This is a genomic window from Gramella sp. KN1008 (assembly GCF_004332155.1).
Taxonomy (GTDB): domain Bacteria; phylum Bacteroidota; class Bacteroidia; order Flavobacteriales; family Flavobacteriaceae; genus Christiangramia.
Map to the genome: position 1 here is coordinate 291,599 of NZ_SJDV01000004.1, position 23,855 is coordinate 315,453.

At 39.8% G+C, this 23,855-nt stretch carries 27 protein-coding genes and 1 tRNA gene; 13 read left to right on the forward strand and 15 right to left on the reverse strand.

Going from position 1 to position 23,855, the window contains the following annotated elements; all coding sequences use genetic code 11:
* Positions 1 to 8 precede the first annotated feature (8 nt).
* The 5 genes from EZJ28_RS09590 to EZJ28_RS09610 all read left to right on the forward strand — a co-directional run bounded on the left by EZJ28_RS09590 (position 9) and on the right by EZJ28_RS09610 (position 5,259).
* Positions 9 to 3,212 (forward strand): efflux RND transporter permease subunit, encoded by a 3,204-nt coding sequence (locus EZJ28_RS09590; protein ID WP_131397267.1) that lies wholly within the window; start codon positions 9 to 11, stop codon positions 3,210 to 3,212.
* Positions 3,196 to 4,527 carry a TolC family protein gene (locus EZJ28_RS09595; RefSeq protein ID WP_131397269.1) on the forward strand — a complete coding sequence of 444 codons (1,332 nt, stop codon included), beginning with the start codon at positions 3,196 to 3,198 and terminating at the stop codon, positions 4,525 to 4,527. The genes EZJ28_RS09590 and EZJ28_RS09595 overlap by 17 nt, the downstream gene beginning before the upstream one ends.
* 2 nt (positions 4,528 to 4,529) lie before the next feature.
* A complete protein-coding gene (locus EZJ28_RS09600) occupies positions 4,530 to 4,712 on the forward strand; it encodes a CPXCG motif-containing cysteine-rich protein (protein WP_131397271.1) in 183 nt (60 codons plus the stop codon).
* Between the two features lie 61 nt (positions 4,713 to 4,773).
* Complete coding sequence (locus EZJ28_RS09605; protein ID WP_131397273.1) at positions 4,774 to 5,127, forward strand: STAS/SEC14 domain-containing protein; 354 nt, start codon at positions 4,774 to 4,776, stop codon at positions 5,125 to 5,127.
* A 59-nt stretch (positions 5,128 to 5,186) separates the two neighbouring features.
* Positions 5,187 to 5,259 (forward strand) — tRNA-Met (locus EZJ28_RS09610).
* A gap of 122 nt (positions 5,260 to 5,381) precedes the next feature.
* Here the strand turns inward: EZJ28_RS09610 and EZJ28_RS09615 are convergent.
* The gene (locus EZJ28_RS09615; RefSeq protein WP_131397275.1) at positions 5,382 to 6,176 is read right to left on the reverse strand and encodes a hypothetical protein; all 795 of its coding nucleotides are present in this window, start codon (positions 6,174 to 6,176) and stop codon (positions 5,382 to 5,384) included.
* A gap of 101 nt (positions 6,177 to 6,277) precedes the next feature.
* Between EZJ28_RS09615 and EZJ28_RS16010 the strand changes: the two genes are divergently transcribed.
* Positions 6,278 to 6,427: a hypothetical protein gene (locus EZJ28_RS16010; RefSeq protein WP_165499058.1), complete on the forward strand. Its 150-nt coding sequence runs from the start codon at positions 6,278 to 6,280 to the stop codon at positions 6,425 to 6,427.
* A gap of 121 nt (positions 6,428 to 6,548) precedes the next feature.
* Here EZJ28_RS16010 and EZJ28_RS09620 read toward each other — a convergent pair whose 3' ends face one another.
* The 3 genes from EZJ28_RS09620 to EZJ28_RS09630 all read right to left on the reverse strand — a co-directional run bounded on the left by EZJ28_RS09620 (position 6,549) and on the right by EZJ28_RS09630 (position 8,671).
* Positions 6,549 to 6,977: a DUF6616 family protein gene (locus EZJ28_RS09620; protein ID WP_131397277.1), complete on the reverse strand. Its 429-nt coding sequence runs from the start codon at positions 6,975 to 6,977 to the stop codon at positions 6,549 to 6,551.
* Between the two features lie 379 nt (positions 6,978 to 7,356).
* Positions 7,357 to 7,617 (reverse strand): hypothetical protein, encoded by a 261-nt coding sequence (locus EZJ28_RS09625; RefSeq protein ID WP_131397279.1) that lies wholly within the window; start codon positions 7,615 to 7,617, stop codon positions 7,357 to 7,359.
* A gap of 580 nt (positions 7,618 to 8,197) precedes the next feature.
* Positions 8,198 to 8,671 carry a carboxymuconolactone decarboxylase family protein gene (locus tag EZJ28_RS09630; RefSeq protein WP_131397281.1) on the reverse strand — a complete coding sequence of 158 codons (474 nt, stop codon included), beginning with the start codon at positions 8,669 to 8,671 and terminating at the stop codon, positions 8,198 to 8,200.
* A gap of 390 nt (positions 8,672 to 9,061) precedes the next feature.
* Here EZJ28_RS09630 and EZJ28_RS09635 point away from each other — a divergent pair, with 390 nt between their 5' ends.
* From EZJ28_RS09635 to ric, 4 genes are all read left to right on the forward strand, one after another.
* Positions 9,062 to 9,520, forward strand: coding sequence for an MgtC/SapB family protein (locus EZJ28_RS09635; RefSeq protein WP_131397283.1), 459 nt, complete (start codon positions 9,062 to 9,064; stop codon positions 9,518 to 9,520).
* Positions 9,513 to 10,136 carry a DUF4403 family protein gene (locus tag EZJ28_RS09640; protein ID WP_131397285.1) on the forward strand — a complete coding sequence of 208 codons (624 nt, stop codon included), beginning with the start codon at positions 9,513 to 9,515 and terminating at the stop codon, positions 10,134 to 10,136. Before EZJ28_RS09635 ends, EZJ28_RS09640 begins: the two co-directional genes overlap by 8 nt.
* Before the next feature lie 86 nt (positions 10,137 to 10,222).
* Positions 10,223 to 11,590 carry an oxygen-independent coproporphyrinogen III oxidase gene (gene hemN, locus EZJ28_RS09645; RefSeq protein ID WP_131397287.1) on the forward strand — a complete coding sequence of 456 codons (1,368 nt, stop codon included), beginning with the start codon at positions 10,223 to 10,225 and terminating at the stop codon, positions 11,588 to 11,590.
* Between the two features lie 38 nt (positions 11,591 to 11,628).
* Positions 11,629 to 12,348, forward strand: a complete 720-nt coding sequence (ric, locus tag EZJ28_RS09650; RefSeq protein WP_131397289.1) for an iron-sulfur cluster repair di-iron protein — start codon at positions 11,629 to 11,631, stop codon at positions 12,346 to 12,348.
* Positions 12,349 to 12,447: 99 nt separating this feature from the next.
* On the opposite strand, the gene EZJ28_RS09655 is transcribed toward ric, so the two are convergent.
* Positions 12,448 to 12,879 (reverse strand): Rrf2 family transcriptional regulator, encoded by a 432-nt coding sequence (locus EZJ28_RS09655; protein WP_131397291.1) that lies wholly within the window; start codon positions 12,877 to 12,879, stop codon positions 12,448 to 12,450.
* A gap of 124 nt (positions 12,880 to 13,003) precedes the next feature.
* Between EZJ28_RS09655 and EZJ28_RS09660 the strand changes: the two genes are divergently transcribed.
* Entirely contained in the window at positions 13,004 to 14,209 is a 1,206-nt protein-coding gene (locus EZJ28_RS09660) for a hypothetical protein (RefSeq protein ID WP_131397293.1), read from the forward strand.
* Here EZJ28_RS09660 and EZJ28_RS09665 read toward each other — a convergent pair.
* The 9 genes from EZJ28_RS09665 to EZJ28_RS09705 form a co-directional block, all read right to left on the reverse strand.
* Positions 14,206 to 14,820, reverse strand: a complete 615-nt coding sequence (locus EZJ28_RS09665; protein WP_131397295.1) for a thioredoxin family protein — start codon at positions 14,818 to 14,820, stop codon at positions 14,206 to 14,208. The genes EZJ28_RS09660 and EZJ28_RS09665 overlap by 4 nt on opposite strands.
* Before the next feature lie 79 nt (positions 14,821 to 14,899).
* Positions 14,900 to 15,682, reverse strand: a complete 783-nt coding sequence (locus tag EZJ28_RS09670) for an ABC transporter permease (RefSeq protein ID WP_131397297.1) — start codon at positions 15,680 to 15,682, stop codon at positions 14,900 to 14,902.
* A complete protein-coding gene (locus EZJ28_RS09675) occupies positions 15,660 to 16,385 on the reverse strand; it encodes an ABC transporter ATP-binding protein (RefSeq protein ID WP_131397299.1) in 726 nt (241 codons plus the stop codon). The genes EZJ28_RS09670 and EZJ28_RS09675 overlap by 23 nt, the downstream gene beginning before the upstream one ends.
* Positions 16,372 to 17,619 carry a nitrous oxide reductase family maturation protein NosD gene (locus EZJ28_RS09680; RefSeq protein WP_131397301.1) on the reverse strand — a complete coding sequence of 416 codons (1,248 nt, stop codon included), beginning with the start codon at positions 17,617 to 17,619 and terminating at the stop codon, positions 16,372 to 16,374. Before EZJ28_RS09680 ends, EZJ28_RS09675 begins: the two co-directional genes overlap by 14 nt.
* Before the next feature lie 3 nt (positions 17,620 to 17,622).
* On the reverse strand, positions 17,623 to 18,057 hold the full coding sequence (locus tag EZJ28_RS09685) for a nitrous oxide reductase accessory protein NosL (protein WP_131397302.1): 435 nt from the start codon (positions 18,055 to 18,057) through the stop codon (positions 17,623 to 17,625).
* A 13-nt stretch (positions 18,058 to 18,070) separates the two neighbouring features.
* A complete protein-coding gene (locus tag EZJ28_RS09690) occupies positions 18,071 to 18,685 on the reverse strand; it encodes a hypothetical protein (protein WP_131397304.1) in 615 nt (204 codons plus the stop codon).
* Positions 18,686 to 18,784: 99 nt separating this feature from the next.
* Positions 18,785 to 20,749 (reverse strand): Sec-dependent nitrous-oxide reductase, encoded by a 1,965-nt coding sequence (nosZ, locus tag EZJ28_RS09695; RefSeq protein ID WP_131397306.1) that lies wholly within the window; start codon positions 20,747 to 20,749, stop codon positions 18,785 to 18,787.
* Between the two features lie 26 nt (positions 20,750 to 20,775).
* On the reverse strand, positions 20,776 to 21,345 hold the full coding sequence (locus tag EZJ28_RS09700; RefSeq protein WP_131397308.1) for a fasciclin domain-containing protein: 570 nt from the start codon (positions 21,343 to 21,345) through the stop codon (positions 20,776 to 20,778).
* A gap of 33 nt (positions 21,346 to 21,378) precedes the next feature.
* Positions 21,379 to 21,882, reverse strand: a complete 504-nt coding sequence (locus tag EZJ28_RS09705) for a cytochrome c (RefSeq protein WP_131397310.1) — start codon at positions 21,880 to 21,882, stop codon at positions 21,379 to 21,381.
* Positions 21,883 to 22,148: 266 nt separating this feature from the next.
* On the opposite strand from EZJ28_RS09705, the gene deoC reads away from it, so the two are divergent.
* Together deoC and deoD are read left to right on the forward strand one after the other, a co-directional pair.
* Positions 22,149 to 22,799 carry a deoxyribose-phosphate aldolase gene (deoC, locus tag EZJ28_RS09710; protein WP_131397312.1) on the forward strand — a complete coding sequence of 217 codons (651 nt, stop codon included), beginning with the start codon at positions 22,149 to 22,151 and terminating at the stop codon, positions 22,797 to 22,799.
* Position 22,800: 1 nt separating this feature from the next.
* Positions 22,801 to 23,499, forward strand: a complete 699-nt coding sequence (deoD, locus tag EZJ28_RS09715) for a purine-nucleoside phosphorylase (RefSeq protein ID WP_131397314.1) — start codon at positions 22,801 to 22,803, stop codon at positions 23,497 to 23,499.
* A gap of 14 nt (positions 23,500 to 23,513) precedes the next feature.
* On the opposite strand, the gene EZJ28_RS09720 is transcribed toward deoD, so the two are convergent.
* Positions 23,514 to 23,855, reverse strand: a complete 342-nt coding sequence (locus EZJ28_RS09720; RefSeq protein WP_131397316.1) for a hypothetical protein — start codon at positions 23,853 to 23,855, stop codon at positions 23,514 to 23,516.

Sequence of the window (23,855 nt, forward strand, 5' to 3'; positions counted from 1 at the left end):
GAACAGTCTTGAGAAATATCATTAATTACTTCATAAAGTTTAAGGTTGCTGTCAACGTGGTGATCATGGCTTTTGTGATTTTCGGGATCATAGGGGTTATGAACATGAAATCATCGTTCTTTCCCTTACAGGAATCCAGAATTATAAACATTAGTATTGCCTATCCCGGATCTGCGCCTGAAGAGATAGAAGAAGGAATAATTCTGAAAATCGAAGATAATCTTAAAGGCCTGGAAGGTATAGATCGGGTGACCTCTGTTGCCAGAGAGAGTGGCGGGTCTATTACGGTAGAGATAGAAAGAGGCGAGAATATTGACGCGATGCTTACCGAGGTGAAGAACGCGGTAGATCGTGTGCCTACCTTTCCGGGAGGAATGGAACCACTGGTGGTCTCTAAGCAGGAATTTGTTAGGGAAACTATCAGTTTTGCTGTAAGCGGGGAGAATGTGCCTCTTGCTACTTTAAAAAGGATAAGTCAGCAAATAGAGAATGACCTTCGATTACTTGACGGCGTTTCCCAGATAGAGATCTCCGGGTTTCCACAGGAAGAAATAGAAATAGCAGTTAGCCAGAATGATCTGCTCGCCTACAATCTTAGCTTTGAACAGGTAGCGGAGGCCGTAAGAGGTTCCAATATTCTTTCTACTGGCGGAACTATTAAGACAGATGCCGAAGATTATCTTATAAGGGCTAATAACCGGGCTTATTATGCCGATGCTTTAAATGATATTGTACTTAAATCGGATGCCAGCGGGGAGATCATAAAGCTGGGAGATGTCGCAGTTGTAAGAGATCAGTTCTCTGAAACTCCAAATGCTCTCTATTTTAATGGGAATGTCGCTGTTAATGTGTCCATAAGCAACACCAATAGTGAAGATCTGCTTTCTACTGCAGAAAAGATCAATGAATATATAGAAGAATTTAATCAGAAGAACAGCAATGTACAGTTGGATGTGGTGAGCGATGCATCCATCACTCTTGGACAACGAACCCAGTTACTCCTTGAAAATGGCTTCATGGGAATCCTGCTGGTTTTGTTCTTTCTGTCGCTTTTTCTGAATCTACGTCTCGCATTCTGGGTGGCCTTCGGACTTCCAGTAGCCTTTTTAGGGATGTTCATTTTCGCCGGATCACTGGGAGTGACGATTAACGTACTCTCCTTATTTGGGATGATCATCGTAATAGGTATCCTGGTAGATGACGGTATTGTGATTTCCGAAAATATTTATCAGCATTCTGAAATGGGGAAAAACCCCATTCGAGCGGCGGTAGATGGTACCATGGAAGTGGTGCCGCCAATCCTATCGGCAATTATTACAACGATCCTGGCCTTTTCAACTTTCCTGTTTCTTGATAGTCGAATAGGGGAATTTTTTGGAGAGGTTTCCACAGTTGTTATTTTGACCCTGGGGATCTCTCTGATAGAAGCACTAATAATCTTGCCGGCACACATCGCTCATTCAAAGGCATTGCGCAAAACCGAAACCAATGGAAGGCCTAAAAAAGGTTTGGGTAAATTCTTCCAACAAATGCGTAAGATAAATGCTCTGGGAGACCGTATTATGGTGTATATGAGAGACAGGATCTACAGTCCTGTGCTCAGGTTTGTTCTTACCCAGCAGGTTTTGGCTTTTGCCATTCTGGCTACGGTACTTATCCTCACGATTGGTGCGATAGGGGGTAACTGGATAAGGATCACACTTTTTCCAAGTATTGCCAGTGACAGAGTTAGTATAGATCTTCTGATGCCTGAAGGGGTAAATCCGCAAAGAACGGATTCCATAATAAGTATGGTTGAGGCTGCCGCATGGAGGGTGAATGAAGAATATACTGAAAAGCAAACCGGCAATAAACAGGTAGTCGAAAATATTATCAAACGGGTTGGTCCCGGTAATAACAAAGCTTCCTTGCAGGTGAACCTGTTACCAGGAGAAGAAAGGGATTTCAGTTCTCCCGAGATCACGAATTCTATACGGGATGAAGTAGGCCCGGTATATGGAGTGGAAAGCCTTACGTTTGGTTCCGGAGGGAATTTTGGTGGTTCTCCAATTTCCGTATCTCTTTTGGGAAATAATATGAATGAACTTGAGGCCGCCAAGGAAGAACTGAAAGAAAATTTTGAAAACAATTCCCTGCTGAAAGATGTTACCGATAGCGACCCCAAGGGGATTAAAGAGATCAATGTTAAACTAAAGGATAATGCTTATGCACTTGGTCTGGATCTGGGTTCTGTGATGAGGCAGATAAGGAACGGGTTCTTTGGTGCTCAGGCACAACGTTTTCAACGTGGCCAGGATGAGATTAGGGTATGGGTGCGATATAACCGTGAGAACAGGTCTTCTATCAACGATCTGGATGAGATGCGTTTGATTACCCCTTATGGGCAACGGGTGCCTTTTGATGAGATCGCTAACTATGAGATCGTACGGGGAACCGAATCCATAAGTCACCTCGACGGAATGAGGGAAATTAGGGTCTCAGCAGATATGGAAGACCCTAACGGAAGTTCTACGGAAATTCTTGAGGATATTAGAGCGAATGTGATTCCACCTATCCTTGAAAAATATCCGAGCATTACTGTTTCTTACGAAGGCCAGAATAGGGAAGCTTCAAAACTAAGCAGTTCCGCAGCTAAGGTGATCCCTATCATTCTTTTCCTTATCTATGCTACGATCGCATTTACTTTTAGAAGTTACAGTCAGCCGTTCCTTCTAATGATCATGATACCTTTTAGTGTGATAGGTGTGGCCTGGGGACACTGGTTGCACAATTTTCCTATAAATGTGCTTTCGGCATTAGGGATTATTGCCCTTGTAGGTATTATGGTGAACGATGGTCTGGTGCTAATAGGTAAGTATAATGGTTTTCTGAAAAACGGAATGGATTTCAAGAAAGCCCTGTATGAAGCCGGTCGTTCGAGGTTCAGAGCTATCTTTCTTACCTCTCTGACCACTATTGCCGGACTCGCGCCACTATTACTGGAAAAATCCAGACAGGCTCAATTCCTTAAACCGATGGCCATCTCCATTTCATACGGGATCGCTGTGGCGACCATACTCACTTTACTTCTGTTACCTCTGCTTATTTCAATAAGCAATAGTATAAAGGTTGGAGGTCACTGGTTAAAAACAGGAAAAAAGCCTACCAAAGAAGAAATGGAAAGAGCTATTAAAGAGAAAAAAGAATCAGCTTCGCATGAAAATATCAAATAGTCTAATTCTTATTTTAGTCATATTTTTCTCCTTCTCAGGCTGGTCTCAGCAACCGGTGCTGACCAAAGATGAAGTGATAGCCAGGGCTCTGGAGGAGAACTTTGGAATAAAACTGGCTCGCAATGAGGTTGAGATCGCAGACAACAATCAGAGCATTTGGAACTCAGGTTACCTCCCCAGTCTTACCGGACAGGCTGGTACAAATTATGATATCAACGACCGGCTTACAGAGCCAGATGGAAGAGACGTAGTAGATCAAAAGGATATTGAGAATACACGTTATAATGCTTCTGTAAACCTTGATTATACCCTTTTTGATGGTCTGGGTCGTTATTACAATTATCAGAGCCTTAAAGAACAGTATGATCTCTCCCAGCTGGAAGCCAGGGAAACCATTGAAAATACTATTCTACAGATCATGAGCGTCTACTATGAGGTTGCACGTCTCACTGAAAATGTGGATGTACTTGAGGAAAGTCTGGCGATCTCCCAGAACAGGGTGACAAGGGCTGCATATCAGTTCCAGTACGGTCAGGCTAATAACCTGGTAGTACTTAACGCAAGAGTAGATGTGAATAATGACAGTATCGCCCTTATCGAGGCAGAGCAGCGACTTAGGAATACTAAACGGGATCTGAATGTTCTTCTGAACAGGGAAATAAGTTCAAATGAGTTCAGCGTGGATACCACTGTGAACTTCATTTCTGAGCTGGAGCTGGAAAGTTTCGTTGATGAGGCTCAATTGAATAATGTATCACTGCTTCAGATAGAAAAGAACCTTGAAATAAGCGATTATGATATTAAGATCAACAAAGCGGGTTATCTGCCCACTTTAGGACTTACGGGTTCTTACGGATGGAACCGGAACGAGAGTGCGGCTACGGCCTTCTTTCCGGGATCTACTACCACGACTGATGGTTTCGCGGCAGGTCTTAGCCTGAGGTGGGATATTTTTGACGGAGGAAGAACCAATGTCCAGATAAAAAATTCTAAAATTCGTTATCAGAATCAGGAGATCCTGAAAGAACAGGTGCAAAATGAAGTGGAAAGAGATATCGCCAATGCCCTCGGAAACTATCGCAATAAGCTTTATATCCTGAATGTTCAGCAGGAAAACGTAGAAACGAATCTTGATAACTTTGCCCGTTCAGAAGAACAGTATAAGCTGGGAAGGATCACCTCGATAGAATTCAGACAGGCGCAGATCAATCTTTTAGATGCGAGAACCAGTCTCAATCTGGCAAAATATGATGCTAAACTGGCAGAATTACAGGTGCTTCAGCTAACCGGTCAGCTACTCAATGTTGAATTATAATTATGTACGAGCATTTTTTTCAGTGTCCTTATTGCTGGGAAGAGATATCGGTTCTTCTTGATCCATCGGTTTCCCGTCAAACATATATTGAGGACTGTGAAGTCTGCTGCAGGCCTATCGAATTTCAGGTAGCTTTTGAAAATGCCGAACTTGTGGAGTTCAGAGCGAATGAGATAGGACAATAATATCCTTATTTCGTATATCTATTTCTTAGGATAATTGCTATTTTTAAGTTTTATCTAAAAGATGGCAATAAGTTTTGAGTTAGCAGATCACGTGGTAGGTGTATTGGTAAACAAGGATGTTACCAAAGAATACCTTGATGAGATACATGAGCTTATCGATGAAAAGTTAAAGGAACATGACTTCATAAACTTGTTTTGCGAGATCATGCCAGATAATAAGGTGTCGTTGAAATTACTACTTGAGAATATCAAATTTAAATTTGATCATTCCAATCAGATACAAAACCTTGCTATGGTGACAGATCTTGGGTGGGTACGTACTTTCATGGATATAGATAATTTCTTTGTTAGTACTGAAGTAAGATCTTTTGAGTTAAAAGACAGGCTTGAAGCCATTCAGTGGATTTCTCAATAATTTTCCTGAAAAAAGTTTGGTGTAATACTAAATTCTATCTTATATTTGCCGTCCAATATCGCGGGATAGAGCAGTAGGTAGCTCGTCGGGCTCATAACCCGAAGGTCACTGGTTCGAGTCCAGTTCCCGCTACTAAGCAAAAAGCCACTCAATCGAGTGGCTTTTTTGTTATTCTAGTCTTTTACCCTTTCATTTTTTTGGTTCGCCATTATGAGGCAAATGTTAAAAGAAAAGTTAATTTGGGAAATAAATATTTAGAAACGGTAACCAAGGGAGATCCCTGCGCGAACTCCTGCCCAAGGGCCATCAATATCAATTTTAGCTCCTTTCGAATCTACTTCGTAGGAAACTTCCGAAACTTTTCCCAAAAAAGATTTTACAGATTCTAACTCATACCTTAAGGCCTCCTGTTCATTACTGGTTAAACCATCTTCCGCGACACCAATGATACCTCCTTTACTAGATCCGTAATGCGGGCCAATTATAAACCAGTCCAATACAATTCTTGAACCTAAATTAAACTGGCTGCCTATCTGTAATCCAAATGTATTACTGCTTATATCTCCATTAGTATTAACCATTTTCTCCCCTCCACCTTCAGCATTATAATAAATTTCTACATCATTTATTTCATACTTAGTATTCCTGTAGAACGGTGCGACATAAAAGCCTTTACCGTAACCATTTCCTAAGTATATCCGTATTTCTGGGGTAAAGCTGGAATATCGTATACTGGAGTTTTGTATATATTTATTTATGTCCTCCTCTTCTATAGCTTCTACTAACATATCCTTCATAGGAAAGTCGCCTTTTGGAATTATAGAATAGGTCAATCCAGCAGAGAATGTCTTATTTAAAACTCGCTCATACTGGAACTGGAAATTTCTGAAGGCCAGGCTGGTTAAAGAGAATTTTGTGATATTTTTGCGTGATTCATATGGGGTTCTTTCCTTCTCTAAATCCAGACCTTGCTTGGCTTGGTTGTTTGTTTGACAAATACTGAGGTTAGTAAATAAAAGAAATAGAATAAATGCTTGAATAGTTTTCATTATAAAAAATTATTATTACCCAGCAAACCTAACTCTTAGGCCTATGGGTTACAATACCCCTTAAATGGTATTTTACAGAAGAAAACTAGGCCGTCAATAAATTGATCAATAAAACTGGAGAAAGTTTTCCCAATAAACTAAAAGAAGAATTCCCGGCGAGAGAAGAAACCCTGGACAATAACGAAGAGGTTCTGTTAAGGCTGGAAAAGATCGAACCCGGTTTTATTGAGTGGAGTAAAAACTTTTCATAGTAGACTAAGAGAATAATAAATCCATAAGAAATGAAAAGTAGCTTAAAAAGTTAAGTAATAACAAAAGCCACTCGCAGAGTGGCTTTTTTAATTCTGAAATCATAGAACTTTAATACTCGTTCTACTTTTTCAGTTGGACCATTTTATCATTCAGAGTAGGTGGAGGAATAATATTTCCGCTAAAATTTACCTGGTCAAAGTATTTTAAGAAACCGGCTTCTTTTGCCACCTTTTCAAGTTGGTCTGAACTTTTCTTGTCGGGAAACTTCCATACAGCCATAAACTGATAGTCCATTTTCTGTTCCCCGGAATTATTATTAACAGCTGTACCTAAAATTTCCGCACCGTTCTGCATGGTCTTCATGAGAACCGGATTGATCTTGTTTTCAAAAAAATCTGTTCTCTGCTCGGCAGTTAATTTGTACCATTCTGGTTTCGCTTTCCATATCTCCGTTAAAATATAGCCATTCTCTGGCTTAGTATTCTCTTGTGCGCTGAGCACGGAAATACAGAAAAATGAAATACCTAAGAAAAAAAATAATTTCTTCATCTTAATGATTTTTAGTTGATAATTAGGAAAATAAATCGAGTAGGGATTTGTAAAAGTTATGAAAATAATGGGGTTTTTCAAAAAACCGGATTTTAGAAGCTAGTTTATATTAGCGAAGTCTTTGATATGCAGATTTTATCCGTGAGTGGTATTTGCCGTTTTCAGTAAGAGGTTTTTTTCTTTTTTTAGGAAGAGCGCGAAATATCTGGTTTGAAAAAGTGCAGCAGAAGTTAGAGTATTAAGACTCCTCTTGAACCAGCTAAAAAAATAAGGCCTGGCCTGATGAGCATTATTGGGCAATAGAAGAATAATACTTAAATCGCATTATCAAATTCATTTCGAATGATTTAGACTAAATAATTCGGAAATACCAGAATAACTAATAATGAAAGAGATACTTTAGAAGCTCGGGCTTACAGGTGTATTTGTCCAGAAGCTCACCTTCATTAAATGCTTTGAAACTGATCATTTCATCCTGTTCGGAAATTTCCACTTCTACAAAGAATCTTTGAACAGCATATAAAGCATAATTCTTATGCCATTCACTTCTATATTCAAGGATCTGGCCATTGTAGAAGGTGATTTCTTCTTTCTCGTTCTCCGGGAGCAGATTGAACTCTTTTAAGGTAATTAATTCCATTTTAGTAGGGTTTGATGGATTTTATAATCTTAATGGGAGGTGTTCGCTATTACACAAATCTGTTCTATGCAGTTAAAGATAAAGAGGTAATTTAACCCTGCGTCATAAATGGCTGTTAACTAATGTTTTATTTATGTTAATCGGATGAAATTGTTAACAGTGAAGATTTTCTTTGATAAATCCAGCAGCAAGTCAGAGACGTATATGAAACAGGTCTCATAGAGCTAATATTTTATGCGATAAAGCTAAGAGACCATCCTAAATAAAAATATATTTAACTCCTTCTTTGGTTAAGGGTATAAGGGGTCGATAGTGTAGGGCATCGGCCCTTTTTTTATTTTTTAAAGCTTATTATTTTCATAAATTGATAGTGAATTGTTTTAAACCCTTATTTTTTGGAATAGATTCAGGATAAATTCCCAATAATGGAAAATTTAGAATTGATAGGCCTTATAACGATCCTTGTCGTTGCCCTTATAGTTTTGTTTATTGTATTCAGGCATATGCGGAAGAAATAAGCCATTAGTGAATAGAATAGGAAAGGATCAGTAATCCTGATCCTTTCGCCAATTGTAATGATCTATTTAGACTTTGATGCCATATGCTTCATCATGGCATTGAACTCAGTCTTAAATTCTTCAAAATCCACCTGGTTTCCTTGTAATATCATACTCCAGTGCCGGGTCTGTGCCCCATGGGCAACCGCTTCCTGAATTTCTTCCTCGGTGGCGCCATAAGCTTTGGCCGCAGCGGTGTGGTAATAGATACAGTAATTACAGGGAATCTGAGAGGCAACAGCAAGCTGTAATAACTCACGATATTTTGGTGGGATCTTGCTTTCCGGGCTATTGAGCATTTTAAAATTATCCCATGCACCAGCCAGCGCATGGTCGGGGAAAACTTCGAACATTTTTGGAAACATTCCGAATTCTTCTTCAATTTCGGCCCTGGCCTTTTCATAAGGATTTGTGTCCTGGGCGTTTAAGGTCAATGAAACGAACAGAAGTGGTACAATGAGCAGTAGTTTAACCAGAGCTTTTCCTAAAGATTTCATGACTATATGTTTTAAAATTAATTTTTAAGTTCCGGTATTTTTTACTCAACCTAAATAGGTTAAAACCAGAAAATGTGGGTGTAGTTTGTTTTCTGTTAAAATTAGCTGTCAAAATACCTTCTTTTAGGTATTTCCAGAACCTTTTCTTATTAGTACCTTGCACCAAGGATAATTCTTACGGTATACTACTTATTTGATTAATTTTATGTAGGGTAGAAATTTAATCTTATAAGTTTACTATTTACTGACTGATGGATTGTCAATACAAAACCTTTCAGCTCTCTGAAAGGTTTTTGTTTTTCAAACATTTCCAATCTTCTGCTTTCTTAACCAATTTTTCAGAAAAGCTTTCAGCTAGAATCCTTAGCTTTATTATTTCAATATCAATTCATGGAAATCGAAATATCAGAATTTCTTTTCAAAACCGGGGCTGCCGCCATGGCGGGTTTGCTTATGGGGCTGGAACGGCAATTCAAAGGGAAACCCGCAGGGCTTAAAACCAATATGCTTGTGGCTCTGGGAGCTTCCGCTTTCATTATTATCTCATTAATATTTGAGAATTCGGATACTACCGATATGACGCGGATTCTGGGTCAGATAGTGGTAGGAGTCGGTTTCCTGGGAGCAGGCGTTATTCTGCATGGTCAGAATAAAAGAGAGGTGAAAGGCCTTGCTACGGCCGCTACAATTTGGTGCAGTGCTGCGGCGGGTTGCTTTGCGGGCTTTGGCCTGTACGTTCCGTTATTGCTGTTTACCCTGTCGGTAGTGATTATAAATATGGTATTTGGATACCTGAATCCAAAAATAAAGAATCATCATCACGAGAATAGAGAAGATAGTTATGAATGAAAATGAAATTTTAAGTGAAGCGAGTATAGATATTAATCTTCCGGTTAAGATTGGATATCCGGTTCTGGATGAATATTTAAAGGAAAAACTTGTGGGCGAGATTATAAGTAAAGATGATGGAACAGGATCTTCCAACTATGCCCAGATTCTTGATATTTCGGCATACCGCAGCGAGTTGTCAGATTTTGACCTTAGTATTGAACTTAGCCTTCAGACCCTCACAACTTTTTTCAAGAATAAGCAAATAAAGATTCTTTTTCATGCTCTGTTGGACCTGGATAGGGAAGAGCAGCGCATATTTCTTAAAGATTATGAGGTAGATGGCCTTTCCAATGGATGGTTTGCCGATCAGCTTATAGAAACCATCATTAACAAGTGGATGTATAAAAAGCTGAAGGAAAAGATGAATTTTGAATTTATGCCTCATATCCAGGAGCATCTCGAATCGCTTAACGAACGTTTGGAAAATAAACTGGAGGCCAGGGAAGGAATACATCTTTTAGGGGGGGTAGATAGGCTGGAAGTCACCCGCTTAATTTTTGCAGAGCATAATGTGTGGATAGCCTTAAAAATAGAAGGAAACGGCCTGCTTGAACTTACCCAACTTAAATTCTGAAAAACTCTTACATTCCGACAAACCTGATATTTATCATTTTTATTTAGGTATCCTGCCGGTATTTTTGTGGCCTCATATGAATCGATATGGCGGCTAAAGAGTTGATTGAAAAATATAATGTTCCGGGACCTCGCTATACCAGCTACCCAACGGTGCCTTACTGGGATGAACAATCTTTTACTTCAGAGAAGTGGAAGACCTCAATAATAAAGAGTTTTAAGGAAAGCAATACCTCTGAAGGTATAAGTCTTTATATACATCTGCCATTCTGTGAAAGCCTTTGTACTTTTTGTGGCTGTAACAAGAGAATCACTAAAAATCATGGGGTAGAAGACCCCTATATTAAAACCGTTCTTCGGGAATGGGAGATGTATTGTGAGCTTTTTGACGAAAGACCTGTAATTAAGGAAATACACCTGGGAGGAGGAACTCCCACCTTCTTTTCCGCATCCAATCTAAAATTACTCATTGATGGAATCTTTGAAAAAGCCGAAGCATCAACTGAGGCGGAAATGAGTTTTGAAGGCCATCCTAATAATACAAAAGCGGAACATTTGCACACTCTGGCCGGTTTAGGATTTAACAGGCTTAGTTATGGTGTACAGGATTATAATCCTACTGTTCAAAAAGCCATTCACAGAATACAGCCTTTTGAGAATGTAAAAAGAGCGACTCTTGGGGCCCGGGAAGCCGGTTTTTCCTCGGTTGGTCATGATATCATCTTTGGGCTTCCTTTTCAAACAAGAGAGCATATCATTCATACTATAGAACGTACCAAAGAGCTTATGCCAGACCGTATCGCATTCTATAGTTACGCTCACGTGCCATGGATTAAAGGTAATGGTCAGCGTGGCTTTAGTGAAGAGGATCTTCCATCGGCGAAAGAAAAACGTGAGCAGTATGAGACAGGAAAGAAGATGTTGCTGGAGGCCGGATATGTGGAGATTGGAATGGATCATTTTGCCCTGAAAAGCGACAGTCTTTATAAAGCTGTTGAAGATAAGACCATCCACAGGAATTTTATGGGTTATACCAATTCCAAAACTCAGGCCATGATAGGTCTTGGAGTTTCTGCCATAAGTGACAGCTGGTACGGTTTTGCACAAAATGTGAAGAGGGTAGAGGAGTATCAGGACCTGGTAAATAATAATGTTCTGCCAGTGTATCGTGGTCATATTCTCAAGGAGGAGGATCTTGTGATAAGAAAACACATCCTTAACCTCATGTGTAAACTTAAAACCTCCTGGTATACACGTCAGGAATTTTTTGAAGAGTTACCAGACGTCCTTGTCCGTCTTAAAGAGATGCAAAAGGACGGTCTTATAGAGATAGATACGAATTATGTAAAGATTACAAAGAAGGGTCGGCCGTTCGTGCGAAACGTATGTATGGCTTTTGACAGGAGATTGCAGAGAAATAAGCCGCAAACTCAACTTTTTTCAATGACAGTGTAAATAATAAAATAATAGAATAATCAAAAAATAACAGGACTATGGAATTTACCCCGGAAAGAACGGTAGCCGATTGCGTAACCGAAAATATAAAAGCCTCACATGTGTTTAAGAAATACGGAATAGATTTCTGCTGTGGTGGCGGAATCAGTATTCAGAAAGCATGTGAAAAAGGCGGAGTGGATTATTCACTTCTGGCCGAAGACCTTAAGAACGTAGGAGTGCCAACGGAAAATGAAATGGATTTCAGCAAACTTCCTCTTGATGACCTTATAGATCATATTGTAAGTAAACATCATACTTATGTAGAAGCCAATATTCCTTTACTGCTTCAGTATTCACAAAAAGTAGCGAGAGTGCATGGAGGTAATAATCCTGAACTCATTAAAGTAGAACAGTTATTCCAGAGGGTAGCCGGCGAACTGGCAGGGCACCTTAAAAAAGAAGAGATGATACTTTTTCCGTTTATTAAAAAGATGGTACAGGCTGAAAAAGATGGTACTGAATTAAATGTTCCTCATTTTAATACAGTAGAGAACCCGATTAAGATGATGGAAGATGAGCATGAATTTGCCGGAGATACTTTTAAGGAAATAGCACGTATCACTGATAATTATACGCCGCCGGCACATGCCTGCAATACATACAGAGCCCTATTTGATAAACTTGCAGAATTTGAAGAAGATCTGCATCAACATATACATCTGGAAAATAATATTTTACATCCAGGAGCTCTTAAACTTGAAAAGAAGCTTAGATAAGTTTTATGACCAGGGAAGGTGTCTAGAATGTCTCAATTATCTTCACGTCCTTTAAATTCACCTTTTTTAGATACCTTCTCTTTTATTTTTAGACCATCATCAGGTCTTTAAAAATCCCAAACCAGCATCCAGTCTTGTGGTAAGTTCTTCAATGGTAGTGGTCTCAAGCATTTCCTTTAGATTTCCCCTTACATTGGCAAAAGCATAGTGTAACGGACACGGATGTTCTTCTGAACATTTTTCCAGTCCGAGGGCACAACCATTCACAATTGAGTCGCCGTCTATGGCTTTTACGATATCTGCCAGAACGATAGACTTTTTGTCTGGAGTAATAAAGAATCCACCATGAGGTCCCTTGGCCGATTGGATAATATTTTCTTGAGCGAGCTTTTGAAGTATTTTAGCAGTAAATGCTTCTGGAGAATCAATTGCTCCTGCTATTGTTTTGAGGCTTGCCCGCCTCTCTTTTTGTGATTCCTGGGATATAAAAAGAGTAGCTCTTATCCCATATTCACATGCTTTTGAAAACATTTAGTAGAGTTTTATTGGAAGCATTAAGATAAAAAAAATAAAGGACAATTTTATCCTTTTTTATATTTTCATTTTGTTTTTTTGATGTTAAATTGAAGCAAAAGCAGATATTAGATTTTAGAAGATGAGAATGTTAAAACGTCACACCAATATTGCCTTAATTTATTTCTTTCTTATCGCCTTTCTGGGCGTTATGCTGAGAATTTTTCCCATTGTTGATATGCCTGTAAATTACAGATTTATAGTGCATACCCATTCTCATATCGCCTTACTGGGCTGGGTGTATACGGGTCTTACCACGCTTATTTATTTTGCTTTTTTAAAATCTGCCGCTGTTAGGAAACGATACCGTATTATCTTCTGGTTTACCCAAATTACTATTATTGGGATGTTGGTTACTTTCCCTTTTACCGGTTACGCCCTTTTTTCTATTATTTTCTCAAGTCTTTTTCTTCTGGCTTCCTATTGGTTCGTGTACTTTTTCTTTAAACACTGCCCGGCAACTCTAAAGAAAAAGCCCTCTTATAAACTTGTAAAAATCTCTCTGTGGTATATGGTTATTTCCAGTCTAGGTCCATGGGCCCTGGGAGCAATTATGAATACTGCCGGAAGCGGTTCTCCCTGGTACAGGAACGCGATATATTTTTTCCTGCACTTTCAGTATAATGGATGGTTTATCGTTGCGCTGTGCGGTATTTTCCTGTTTGTATTTGAACAGAAGTCTTATACTTTATCAAGGAAAGTTTTTACGCCTTTTTATTATTTATTGAATGGGGGAGTAGTTCTCACTTTCTTCCTGTCATTGTTATGGATGCATCCTAACTGGTCCTTCTACTTACTGGCCCTCTTAGGAGGTGTTATGCAGTTAATCTCTTTCGGAATGCTCTTCAGGGCGGTGTATGCAAGGGCTATGAGTATATTCAAGGAAATGTCCTCATTAGTTAAAACGTCGGTTTGGATGGCCATTCTTTTTCTTTTTGTGAAATTATGCGCGCAGATACTGGGATCATTTCCCGTAATTTCAGATACGGTATTTACCAATCTGGATATGATAATAAGTTATATCCACTGGGTGTTTCTGGGACTGGTAAGTGTGCTTCTTATGGCCTTTCTGTATCAGTTCCAATTAATGAAATTATCTCTGTCACGTCTCTATTTTTATATAGCTGGTTTCTTTCTCACAGAGTTACTAATATTCTCCCGTGGTATGGCCGCGATTGCAGGAATAGAGATGACTTCCTATTTACATCTGTTAATAGGTATTGCTAGCCTGTGGCTCCTTATTGCAATTGCCCTGATCCTGGCAGGCCAGTTAAGCTTAAAGGATTAAACTACGGAAAGATCTGTTTCGAATCTTCCTGTAATATTACATAGTTCGTTAATTATGCTAAGGCCTTTGTCTTTATTATACCAAACCTGGAGTTTAGCCTTAAAGGAAGCATCTATTTTTCCGAACTCATTTTTATAATCTGTAACCATCCTGGTAGCAGGCGCAGATCGCGGTCCCCATGTAGCAAGAACTTCTAGATCCTGGTCCATGATGATGAGCTTTGGAATAGAACGGGTTCCATTGGTAAGGAAGTTGTCCATTAGTTCAGGATTTTCATCTCTCATCACAATCCTTAGATCAATATTTTCTGAAGCTTCGGCTATTTTGTTCAATATGGGTATGGTCTGAGCACCGTCCGCGCACCATGATTCTAGTATAACCAGCCAGGTTTGCCTGGTTTTTAAATTTTTAAAACGCTCGTCCTGCTTTGGACTTAGTTTAATATTCCTGTTCAGTCGCTGCATGCGTTTAAGGTTAAGTGCAGTGAACTTTACCCGGTCCGGATTTATTTCTCCGGTAGTACTTTCTTTTTCTACAAGGTCTTTTACTAATTTAAGATAGTTGGAATAGCTCAGGGAATTTTTGAGGCTTTGTAATAGTAATTCGCGCATAACAATATTGTTTAACGCCCCCTAATTTATACTGTAATCATTATCTAATATATGACGATACTCATGTTAACCCCCTTTATCAGAAATCCTTTCTGCCTGATATCCTTTTTATAAGAAACAGAGGGATACTTACCCACAGTATAAGCATAAGGGAAGATAATATGATCCCGAGATTGGTTCCAAAGAATTTCTGAAAAACGGCTCCCGTATAACCCAGTAGGGCTGAAATGTCCATTTTAAGGAGAATAAGCACTCTGGAAAGATCTATCGGGTTAAGCATGGTGGTAATTAGAGAAAATTTATCAAGGGGATAATCTTCAAAAAATACAAGCGACATCAGGAAGATTCCGTCATAGATCACGGCCAGGAAAAGCCAGAGTAATATGGCATAACCAAAGCCTTTTATCTTGTTGTCGTTAGTGAGTGCTATAACAAAGGCAAGGGCGGTGAAAATGAGGGTAAGCAGCGCTCCCGTAATAAGTAAAAGCGAGAAGTTGCCTATCGCATCACTGTTAAAGATCCCATAGAATATAAAGGGTAGTCCCAGGCCTATCACCAGGCTCATCGCCAGAGAAAGGGAAACTCCAAGATACTGTCCCAGGAAGATCGAACTTCTCTTTACCGGTTGGGCCAGTAATAATTCGGTAAATTCCTTGGAATTATAATAATACATCACCCCGAAGATAGTCCCGATGAGAGGCACCAGGATTATGATGACGTTCATAAGCGTTATCACGGCCTTTGAAAGGTCATTATTGAGAAAAAGCAATACCAGCCCCAAAAGCAAATAAAAAAGAAAATATACGTAGCTCCAACGGCTTCGCATAAGGTCGTAAAAACTATACTTTAATATCTTTATCATAACTACTGGTTAGAATTGAAGCTATCGCATGTTCAAAATCAGGCTGCCCGGTCTTGGTCTTCAAAGCAGGGATATCGCCTTTAAAATAAATTTTACCTTCAAGTAGAAAAACAATTTCATCTGCTATCTCTTCCACGAAACTCATAATATGGGAAGTGATGAGAATAGTCTTTCCTTTATCTTTTTCACGTTGAATAAGCTGCTTTAATCTTATATGTGAAATGGGATCCAGCCCCGTTGTAGGCTCGTCCAGAATGATGAGAGGGCTATCGAACATAAAAGTGAGCACCAGGTTCACTTTTTGCTTGGTTCCGCCTGAAAGATTACTAAGTTTCTTATCCAGGAAAGGTTCAAGTCTGAAAAGTTCAATAAGCTCTTTGTCTCCCGTCGTCTTATGAGCGCGAAGATCCTTTATCATACGGATAAGTTCCTTTACGCTTAGGTTGCCGGGGAAATTTGCGATCTGAGGCAGATAATCTATATTATTACGGTATTTCCAGTCATTTTTAACCGCTTTACCGTTAAGTTTTATGCTTCCCGAGTTTGGAACTACCATACCCAGAATACTTTTAATAAGCGTTGTTTTACCAGAGCCATTAGGGCCCAGGACGGCAAAGATACCCCCTTCTTCGATCTCCAGGTCTATGCCTTTTAAGACCTGGTTCTTGCCGAATCTTTTATATAGGTTTTCAATTGAAATCATGGGAGATGGGTTTGAGTAAAGGATTTTCGTCCATAAGGTTATCTGGTGTGAATACCGGGGAAACCTTTTCAGAAAAATCGATAATGTCAATAAAGAGACTCCTAAGCAGGATGATGGTCTCTGGTGTTCTGTTTACAATATAAGAAAACAGCTTAACGGGCCTGTAAGGCACATCGCCAATCCCGTCCTTGTTGAGATCGTAGCCCGTATAGCTGCTCCAGTAATTTCTGTCGAACCGGTTATCATTCAGTTTGCTGTTATATGAAATATCGAATGAATTGTTGAAGAAATTATTTTTTGTAAAAATGTTGGTATAACAGGCACCTCTAACCTTTATGGCCCAGCCGTTATTCCTAAAATCATTGTCTGTATAATTGATACGGTTGGAACCTTCAATATTTATTCCCACTGTATTTTCCTCGAACTTATTATTTTTTATTTCAGAATCATTAATCTCCTTTAATAACAAACCAAAGGAAGCGGTTCCCCAGTTCTTTCTGAAGGTGTTTCCTTCCATGGTAATGAATTTTGAGAACATTACAGCTACTCCCGCGCCATTGTTCTCAAAAGTATTATTTTCATAGATATCGTTATTGGAGAACATGAAATGAAGTCCGTATCGTAGGTTATCCTGGCTGGTATTATCCTTGATCAGTATATCATCCGAAAATTCGAGATATATGCCATCACGCACTTTTTTAATACTATTTCCTATAACCTCTACATTGTTGCAGTACCAGAGTTGTATCCCATTTCCTGAACTGAATTCCTCCACTGCGTCACCCAAAATGGTATTATTGAGAACTTTTCCATTTCTGGATTTTTCCAGATATATACCAAAAAACAGTCGTTCCAGCTGCACGTTCTTAATCAGGAAGTTTTCACTTTTAACAACTCTCACCGCGGCATAATCAGTCGTGTAGCTGGTGCCAACGTTTACGATTTTAAGGCCTTCAACGCTTACACTATCAGCTTCTATGGTGATGATCTCACCTTTATTTTCTCCATCAATAACCGGATAATCCTCTCCAATAATACTAAGCGGCTTGGTAATATGTAAATTGAACTCCTTGTAGATTCCCTTCTTTACAACTATGGTGTCAAAGGCAGAAGCCTTTTCTATGGCTGCATTAACAGTTTGGTGTTCGCAGCTACTGCATACCTCAATAGTTCGGCCCCAACCAAAATGGAAGCATAGAAGAAAGAGTATTAATATGAAAACCGGGGATCTCAAGCTCTAGTTTTTACCGATGAATGGCTGGATTTCATGCCAGTCATAAACCTCTCCGCCATGAGAAGACTGCACCTCATTAGCAGCTGCTTCCGCATAAAACGCTGAAAGATTAGCTCCCATTGGGCTGGAGATGTTCTCGCTTATTAAAAAGGTGGCCATAGTGGCATCTATTAGCTCTCCCGGATTATTGAAATCATTTACCAGGTAAAGAGCATACTGTATGTCGTCATGTTCCTTCCTGAAATTGATCATACATTCTATTGCGTCAAATTTATATACTTTACCTTTATTTGTTACAAGTTCAGACGCGTGCTGTTTGTCTACAATCGTCATTTTACAATATTCACACCCATCCTGGCCATAATGTATGGGTTTGGGACCTATTTCACATGAAATCAACGCCAGTGATATGATAAGTGTGTAAATAAAGCTTTTCATCTTCATCTTCTTCTTAATTATTCGTTTTCCATTCTTTTTTTCCTACGAAGAACGCTATTAATGTTAAAAGCATTCCGACAAAGAGCATATATGCTCCTGTATGTGGAAAGGAATCCACATCGAAATTAAGCATTTTCTGATGTCCTAACAATGGTGGCTTGTAAGTCATAGGCGTACCATCAGGATGTGTCATTTTCATGATCGCATTAGGATCCAGATCGGTACCATATTCTGTAAGCCAGTTATTAAAGTCGTACATTCCCATTACTCCAAGAACAGACATTAGAATAAGCCATCCAAGGAACCATTTATAACTCACCTTCCCGAAGAAGCCGAGAATGCCTATAAGGACTCCCAGGAACACCATTCCGCCAATTACCTTTGGAAACACATCGAACTCCCACATTTCTTCAGGTTTAGGGATCTTTTTCATACCAATATAGTGATTAAGTCCGTCTATATTCTGTATGTCAAACTCATGAACCCCTTCGATCCCGGTTATGTGGATGTTCATTCCCATGGGATCCGGATACTGGGGAGCTCCCAGCATAATATTCCAGAGAGGGAATTTAAACAGGCCCAGCAGTAGTAGCGAACCCAAGATCATTATTATTCCGGCTTTTTTCATCTTAATATTTTTTAATAGAAAGGCGGGAGCAATCAACCAACCCCCGCCTTCACGGAAACACATGCCCTTAGTACCATGTATTTCCCATCTAACTAAACATCAATCTTCACCAAGAGACCAGCTCAGTTCTATGTCTGAATCAGCGGGGGAAACTCTAACATATCCCTGCATTTCCTGGTGTAAAGCTGAACAGAAATCTGTACAATAGAATGGCCATACTCCGGGCTGTTTTGGTTCCCAGACAAATGTTTCGGTCTGTCCAGGCATGATCAGCAATTCTGAGGTGTTCGCACCTATCATACTAATTCCGTGTGGCACATCGTAATCCTGTTCGTGGTTGGTCACGTGGAAGTAAACCTTGTCTCCAACCTTAATACCTTCAATGTTATCTGGGGTAAAGTGACTTCTGATCATAGTCATGTAAACGTGCACTTCATTTCCATCTCTTTCTACACGGGCATCACCATTATTAAGGGTCGCATGCTTATGTTTGTTCTCATCCAGTTTGAATATCTTCTTGGAATTAGGCTTAATGATATCTGCCGGGATACCTGCAGCATAGTGAGGTTCACCAATGGTTGGGAAATCGAGTAACAACTCCATTTTTTCACCACTGATATCATACAGCTGCGCAGAATGAGTTACCTCAGGACCTGTAGGCAGGTAGCGATCTTTGGTGATCTTATTCATTGCGATTACATATTTACCAAATGGTTCAGCTGAGTTCCCTCCGGGTATCATTACGTGTCCTACTGAATAGTAAGCAGGTTTTCTGTCTATTACTTCTTGGGTTTCTACTTTCCATTTCACTACTTCAGAAGAGATAAAGAAAGAAGTATAACCGTTTCCTTCTCCATCAAACTCTGTGTGTAGTGGTCCAAGACCAGCTTGTTTTACGGTTCCGGCAAGAACGTCTTCAAATTTCAGGATCGGGATTCCATAAGCTTCACCATCAAATTTTTCGTTCTCGATCGCATCCATCATTTTTGTGAAAGAGTGAATAGTAAGGTCGGCTGAAAGTTTACCATTTCCTATGATATATTCCCCTGTTGGATCCACATCACATCCGTGTGGGGATTTAGGAGTAGGTAGCAGGAATACGGCTCCAGGAACTTCTAGTGGATCTACCACAAGCACCTCTTTTTTCATAGTGGAAGTAGCAGTATGAGTATCTTCATCATACACGTTGTGGGCGTAGTTGGCAGGCATTGTCTTACCGCCTCCGTTATTTACATACTCTTCGATCTTCTTCCAGTTAACAGCCGCGATAAAATCCTTATCGTTTTGAGAAGCGTTTACCTCTAATAAAGAGTTTGCTTCCTCAGTGTTATATGTTGAGAAGAAGAACCAGCCGTGAGATTTACCTCTTCCGGGATGGGAAAGATCATAGTCAAATCCAGGCATCATTAGCTGGAATTTGATATCCATGTGGCCTTCTTCAGGATCTACACTAATAAAAGTAAGGGAGCCTTTAAAGTTTCCTTTGTAATCCTTAATAGGCATATCACGCTGAGGAACCGGTACAGAGAATCTTGTTCCTGCTACCACATATTCAGTGTTTTCAGTCACAAAAGATGAACTGTGGTTACCCGCAGAGTTTGGTACCTCTATGATCTCGGTAGTTTCAAACGTAGTAAGATCGATCTTTGCGATTCTTGGGGTGTTATTACCATTAATGAACACCCAGCGACCATCTAGTTTTCCATTTGTCTGGGAAATATCAGGGTGGTGAGCATCATCCCATGGAACAAACCCGTGGGAAGTATTCAACATAGGTTTTGTTTCCTCATTGTAACCCCAGGCTTTTTCAGCATCCTGAGAGAATACGGGAATCACTTTTAATAATCTTCCCGATGGAAGACCATAGACAGATAGCTGTCCGCTAAAACCTCCTGAGATGAAGGCGTAGAACTCATCGTGCTCTCCGGGTGCTACATATGTTTTCTCTGCGGCACTGGAGGCTAATGCTCCACGATCTCCATTCTTGGAGTTTTCACTGTTGTTGCAGCTAAAGAAACCGGCTGCCATGAACAGTGATAGTATAAATAAAACTGATTTTTTCATGATTGTGAGATTGATTTTTAGACTTATTAATTTTCTGGGATAATTACTTTATCAACAACGTGTACGATACCGTTTCCGGCAGATACACTGGCAATTATTTTAGCTCCACCAACATATACGTCTTCTCCTTTTACCTCTACAGGAACATTAAGGTCACTTGCCTGTCCAAGTTTTTTGAATTTTTTCAGGAATTCCTTGTCGTATTTCCCGGGAGTGACATGATGTTTTAGGATATGTGATAGCTTGTTTTTATTTTCAGGTTTTAAGAGGTCTTCAACTGTACCTTCAGGTAAAGCTGCAAATGCTTCATCTGTAGGAGCAAAAACCATTAAAGGACCTGCATTTACCAGAGCATTTTCCAGTTCTGCAGCCTGAACTGCAGCTACCAGAGTTTTGTGATCCTCAGACTGGATTGCAATATCCAGAACTGTAGGTTCAGAAACATCATCCTTGACAAAGGCTTGTCCCTGTCTTTCCTGGGGCTGCTCTGTAGTGGTCGATACTTCATTATTTTCTTTGGTCTCAGCATTATTTTTACAGGCGGTAAGACCAGAGATAAGAATTGTTAATAGAAGAAATTTGATTGCTGTTTTCATATGAATTGGATTTTAGTTGGTCATATTCACATCCTACTCCAGAGTTCTGAAATACTCCAGAATTTGTCTGGCTTCCTCCTGAGTAAGGTTCTGATTTGCCATTGGAGAACCGTTGTGCTCAATAAGCAATTGTTTGGCAATAGGGTCTTTAAGTACCATCTCCTCAGGGTTAAGCATCATATTCATCACCCACTCTGGAGATCTTCTGTCTAAAACACCTGCAGGAGCCGGACCAATGAATTTTTTGTCTGGTTTGTGGCATGCAAGACATTTTGAATCAAAGATGGCTTTTCCTTTGGCAACCATTTCCTGATCTATCTCGTCAGGTAATTCTACGTTCGTTACCGGTCCAATCCCTTTGTTATCCATGTCAACCATGGATTCTGTAGAAGTGCTGGAAGCGGGCTTGGTCACTTCTTCCTTTTTGGAGTAGTTCCCAAGTTCTATCTCATCAGATTCTTTTTTTTCTTCCTTTCCTCCACAACTAACCAATACTGCGATGCTTAGTATCCAAAGACTTTTAATGCTAAATCTCATAATGTTTTGATATTTAATTACTCTCGTCAAAAGTATGGGGTAAGTCCAAGGAAAAATATGACAGTCGTCATATTTAAGATAAAAATGTCCTTTATTGCTTCGAGACCGACTTTTTAGATAACCTTAATAATTAAGAATAGAATGATTTATATCATTTTAAGGGGAGGATACTACTGGTATTTTTGGATCTGAATGGGAAGGAGTCCTTACTTGTAATTAGGTGTTCTTAAAAACCTTAATTTTGGATCTTCTGAATAAAAAGATATATGGAACTCAGTAAATTTATTGATCATACCCTGCTTTCAGCTTCCGCGCAGGTAAAGGACATTGAACAGCTATGTAAAGAAGCAGTACAACATCGGTTTTACGCGGTTTGTGTAAATAGTTGTTACATGAAGGAAGCAAAGGCTTTTCTTGGTGATTCAGGAGTGAAACTTGCCGCAACGATTGGTTTTCCGCTTGGAGCCTCTTCGATGGTATCAAAGATCGAAGAAGCGCGGCAGGCTGTGGATGATGGAGCAGATGAAATTGATATGGTTATAAATGTGGGATATCTTAAGGATGGCAGAAATGCAGAAGTACAGGAAGAGATAGCCTCTATAAAAAAAGCGATAGGGGAAAAGTTACTAAAAGTGATTCTGGAAACCTGTTATCTTTCAGAAGAGGAGATAAAGCTGGCCTGTGAACTGTCTTTACAAGCCGGTGCCGACTTTGTGAAAACCTCCACAGGTTTTGGGAGTCGTGGAGCCAGTCTGGAAGATATCCGGATCATGAAAGAGGTGGTGAAAGATAAAATGCAGATTAAAGCTTCTGGTGGAATTCGGGATTATGAAACCGCTCTGGAATATGTAAAAATGGGTGTGGACAGGATAGGTACTTCCTCCGGAATAAAAATAATCTCCAAAAATCAGAAGTAATATGAGTTTACATATAGAAGCAAAAAAAGGTGAAATTGCCGAATCAGTCCTGCTACCCGGGGATCCGCTACGGGCTAAATGGATAGCCGAAACTTTTCTGGAAGACGCTGTCTGTTACAACAACATTCGGGGAATGCTGGGTTACACTGGGACCTACAGAGGAAAACGTATTTCGGTTCAGGGGACCGGGATGGGAATTCCTTCCACGCTCATTTATTGCAATGAACTCATCAGGGAATATGGGGTCAAGAAGTTGGTTCGGGTGGGCAGCGCCGGTGCCTACCAACCGGATATTAAATTGATGGATATAGTGATCGCAATGGCAGCTTCAACAAATTCGGCTATGAATAAATCATCTTTTGCGCATGCCGATTTTGCTCCCACAGCCAGTTTTGACCTTTTTATAAAAGCGGTGGATTATGCAAGGGAAAATAAGATCGATTTCCGAGCTGGGAATGTACTCTCTTCAGATAAGTTCTACGAAGATGCTAAAAACTCCTATAAAAAATGGGCTGATCATGGTGTTCTGTGCGTAGAAATGGAAGCGGCTGCTATTTATACTGTTGCCGCGAAATTCGGAATAGATGCACTTGCTATTTTGACTATTTCAGATTCTCTGGTGAATGGTGAGGAAGTGAGCGCTCTAATAAGAGAGCAAAAACTGGGAGAAATGGTAGAGATTGCTCTTAATTCTTTGTGATCTGATTCTTCTAATTAGCTGTTCTGTAGCTGCCAGCCTGCGACATAAACAATAGCGACCGCTATTATTATCAGGTTAATAATAGTGCCAAATTTTGCATCTTTCCAGTTCATGATAAGTAGCACTTGTGACATGAACACCAGGGGTATAGTGATAATCGCCCATAGAGGATCGTTTTGCATATAAAGTATAACAGGCAGAATAAACAGAATGCCCGTTAGTAGCCAGAAGATTCCCTGTGTCCTGGAAATTGGTAAAGTAGATTCCGGCATTTCCACCATGTTAAAGGCTCTCAGGAATCCTATGAAATGGATAAGAAGATGAACGCTTAATAGGATTGCGAATACAGTCTTCAT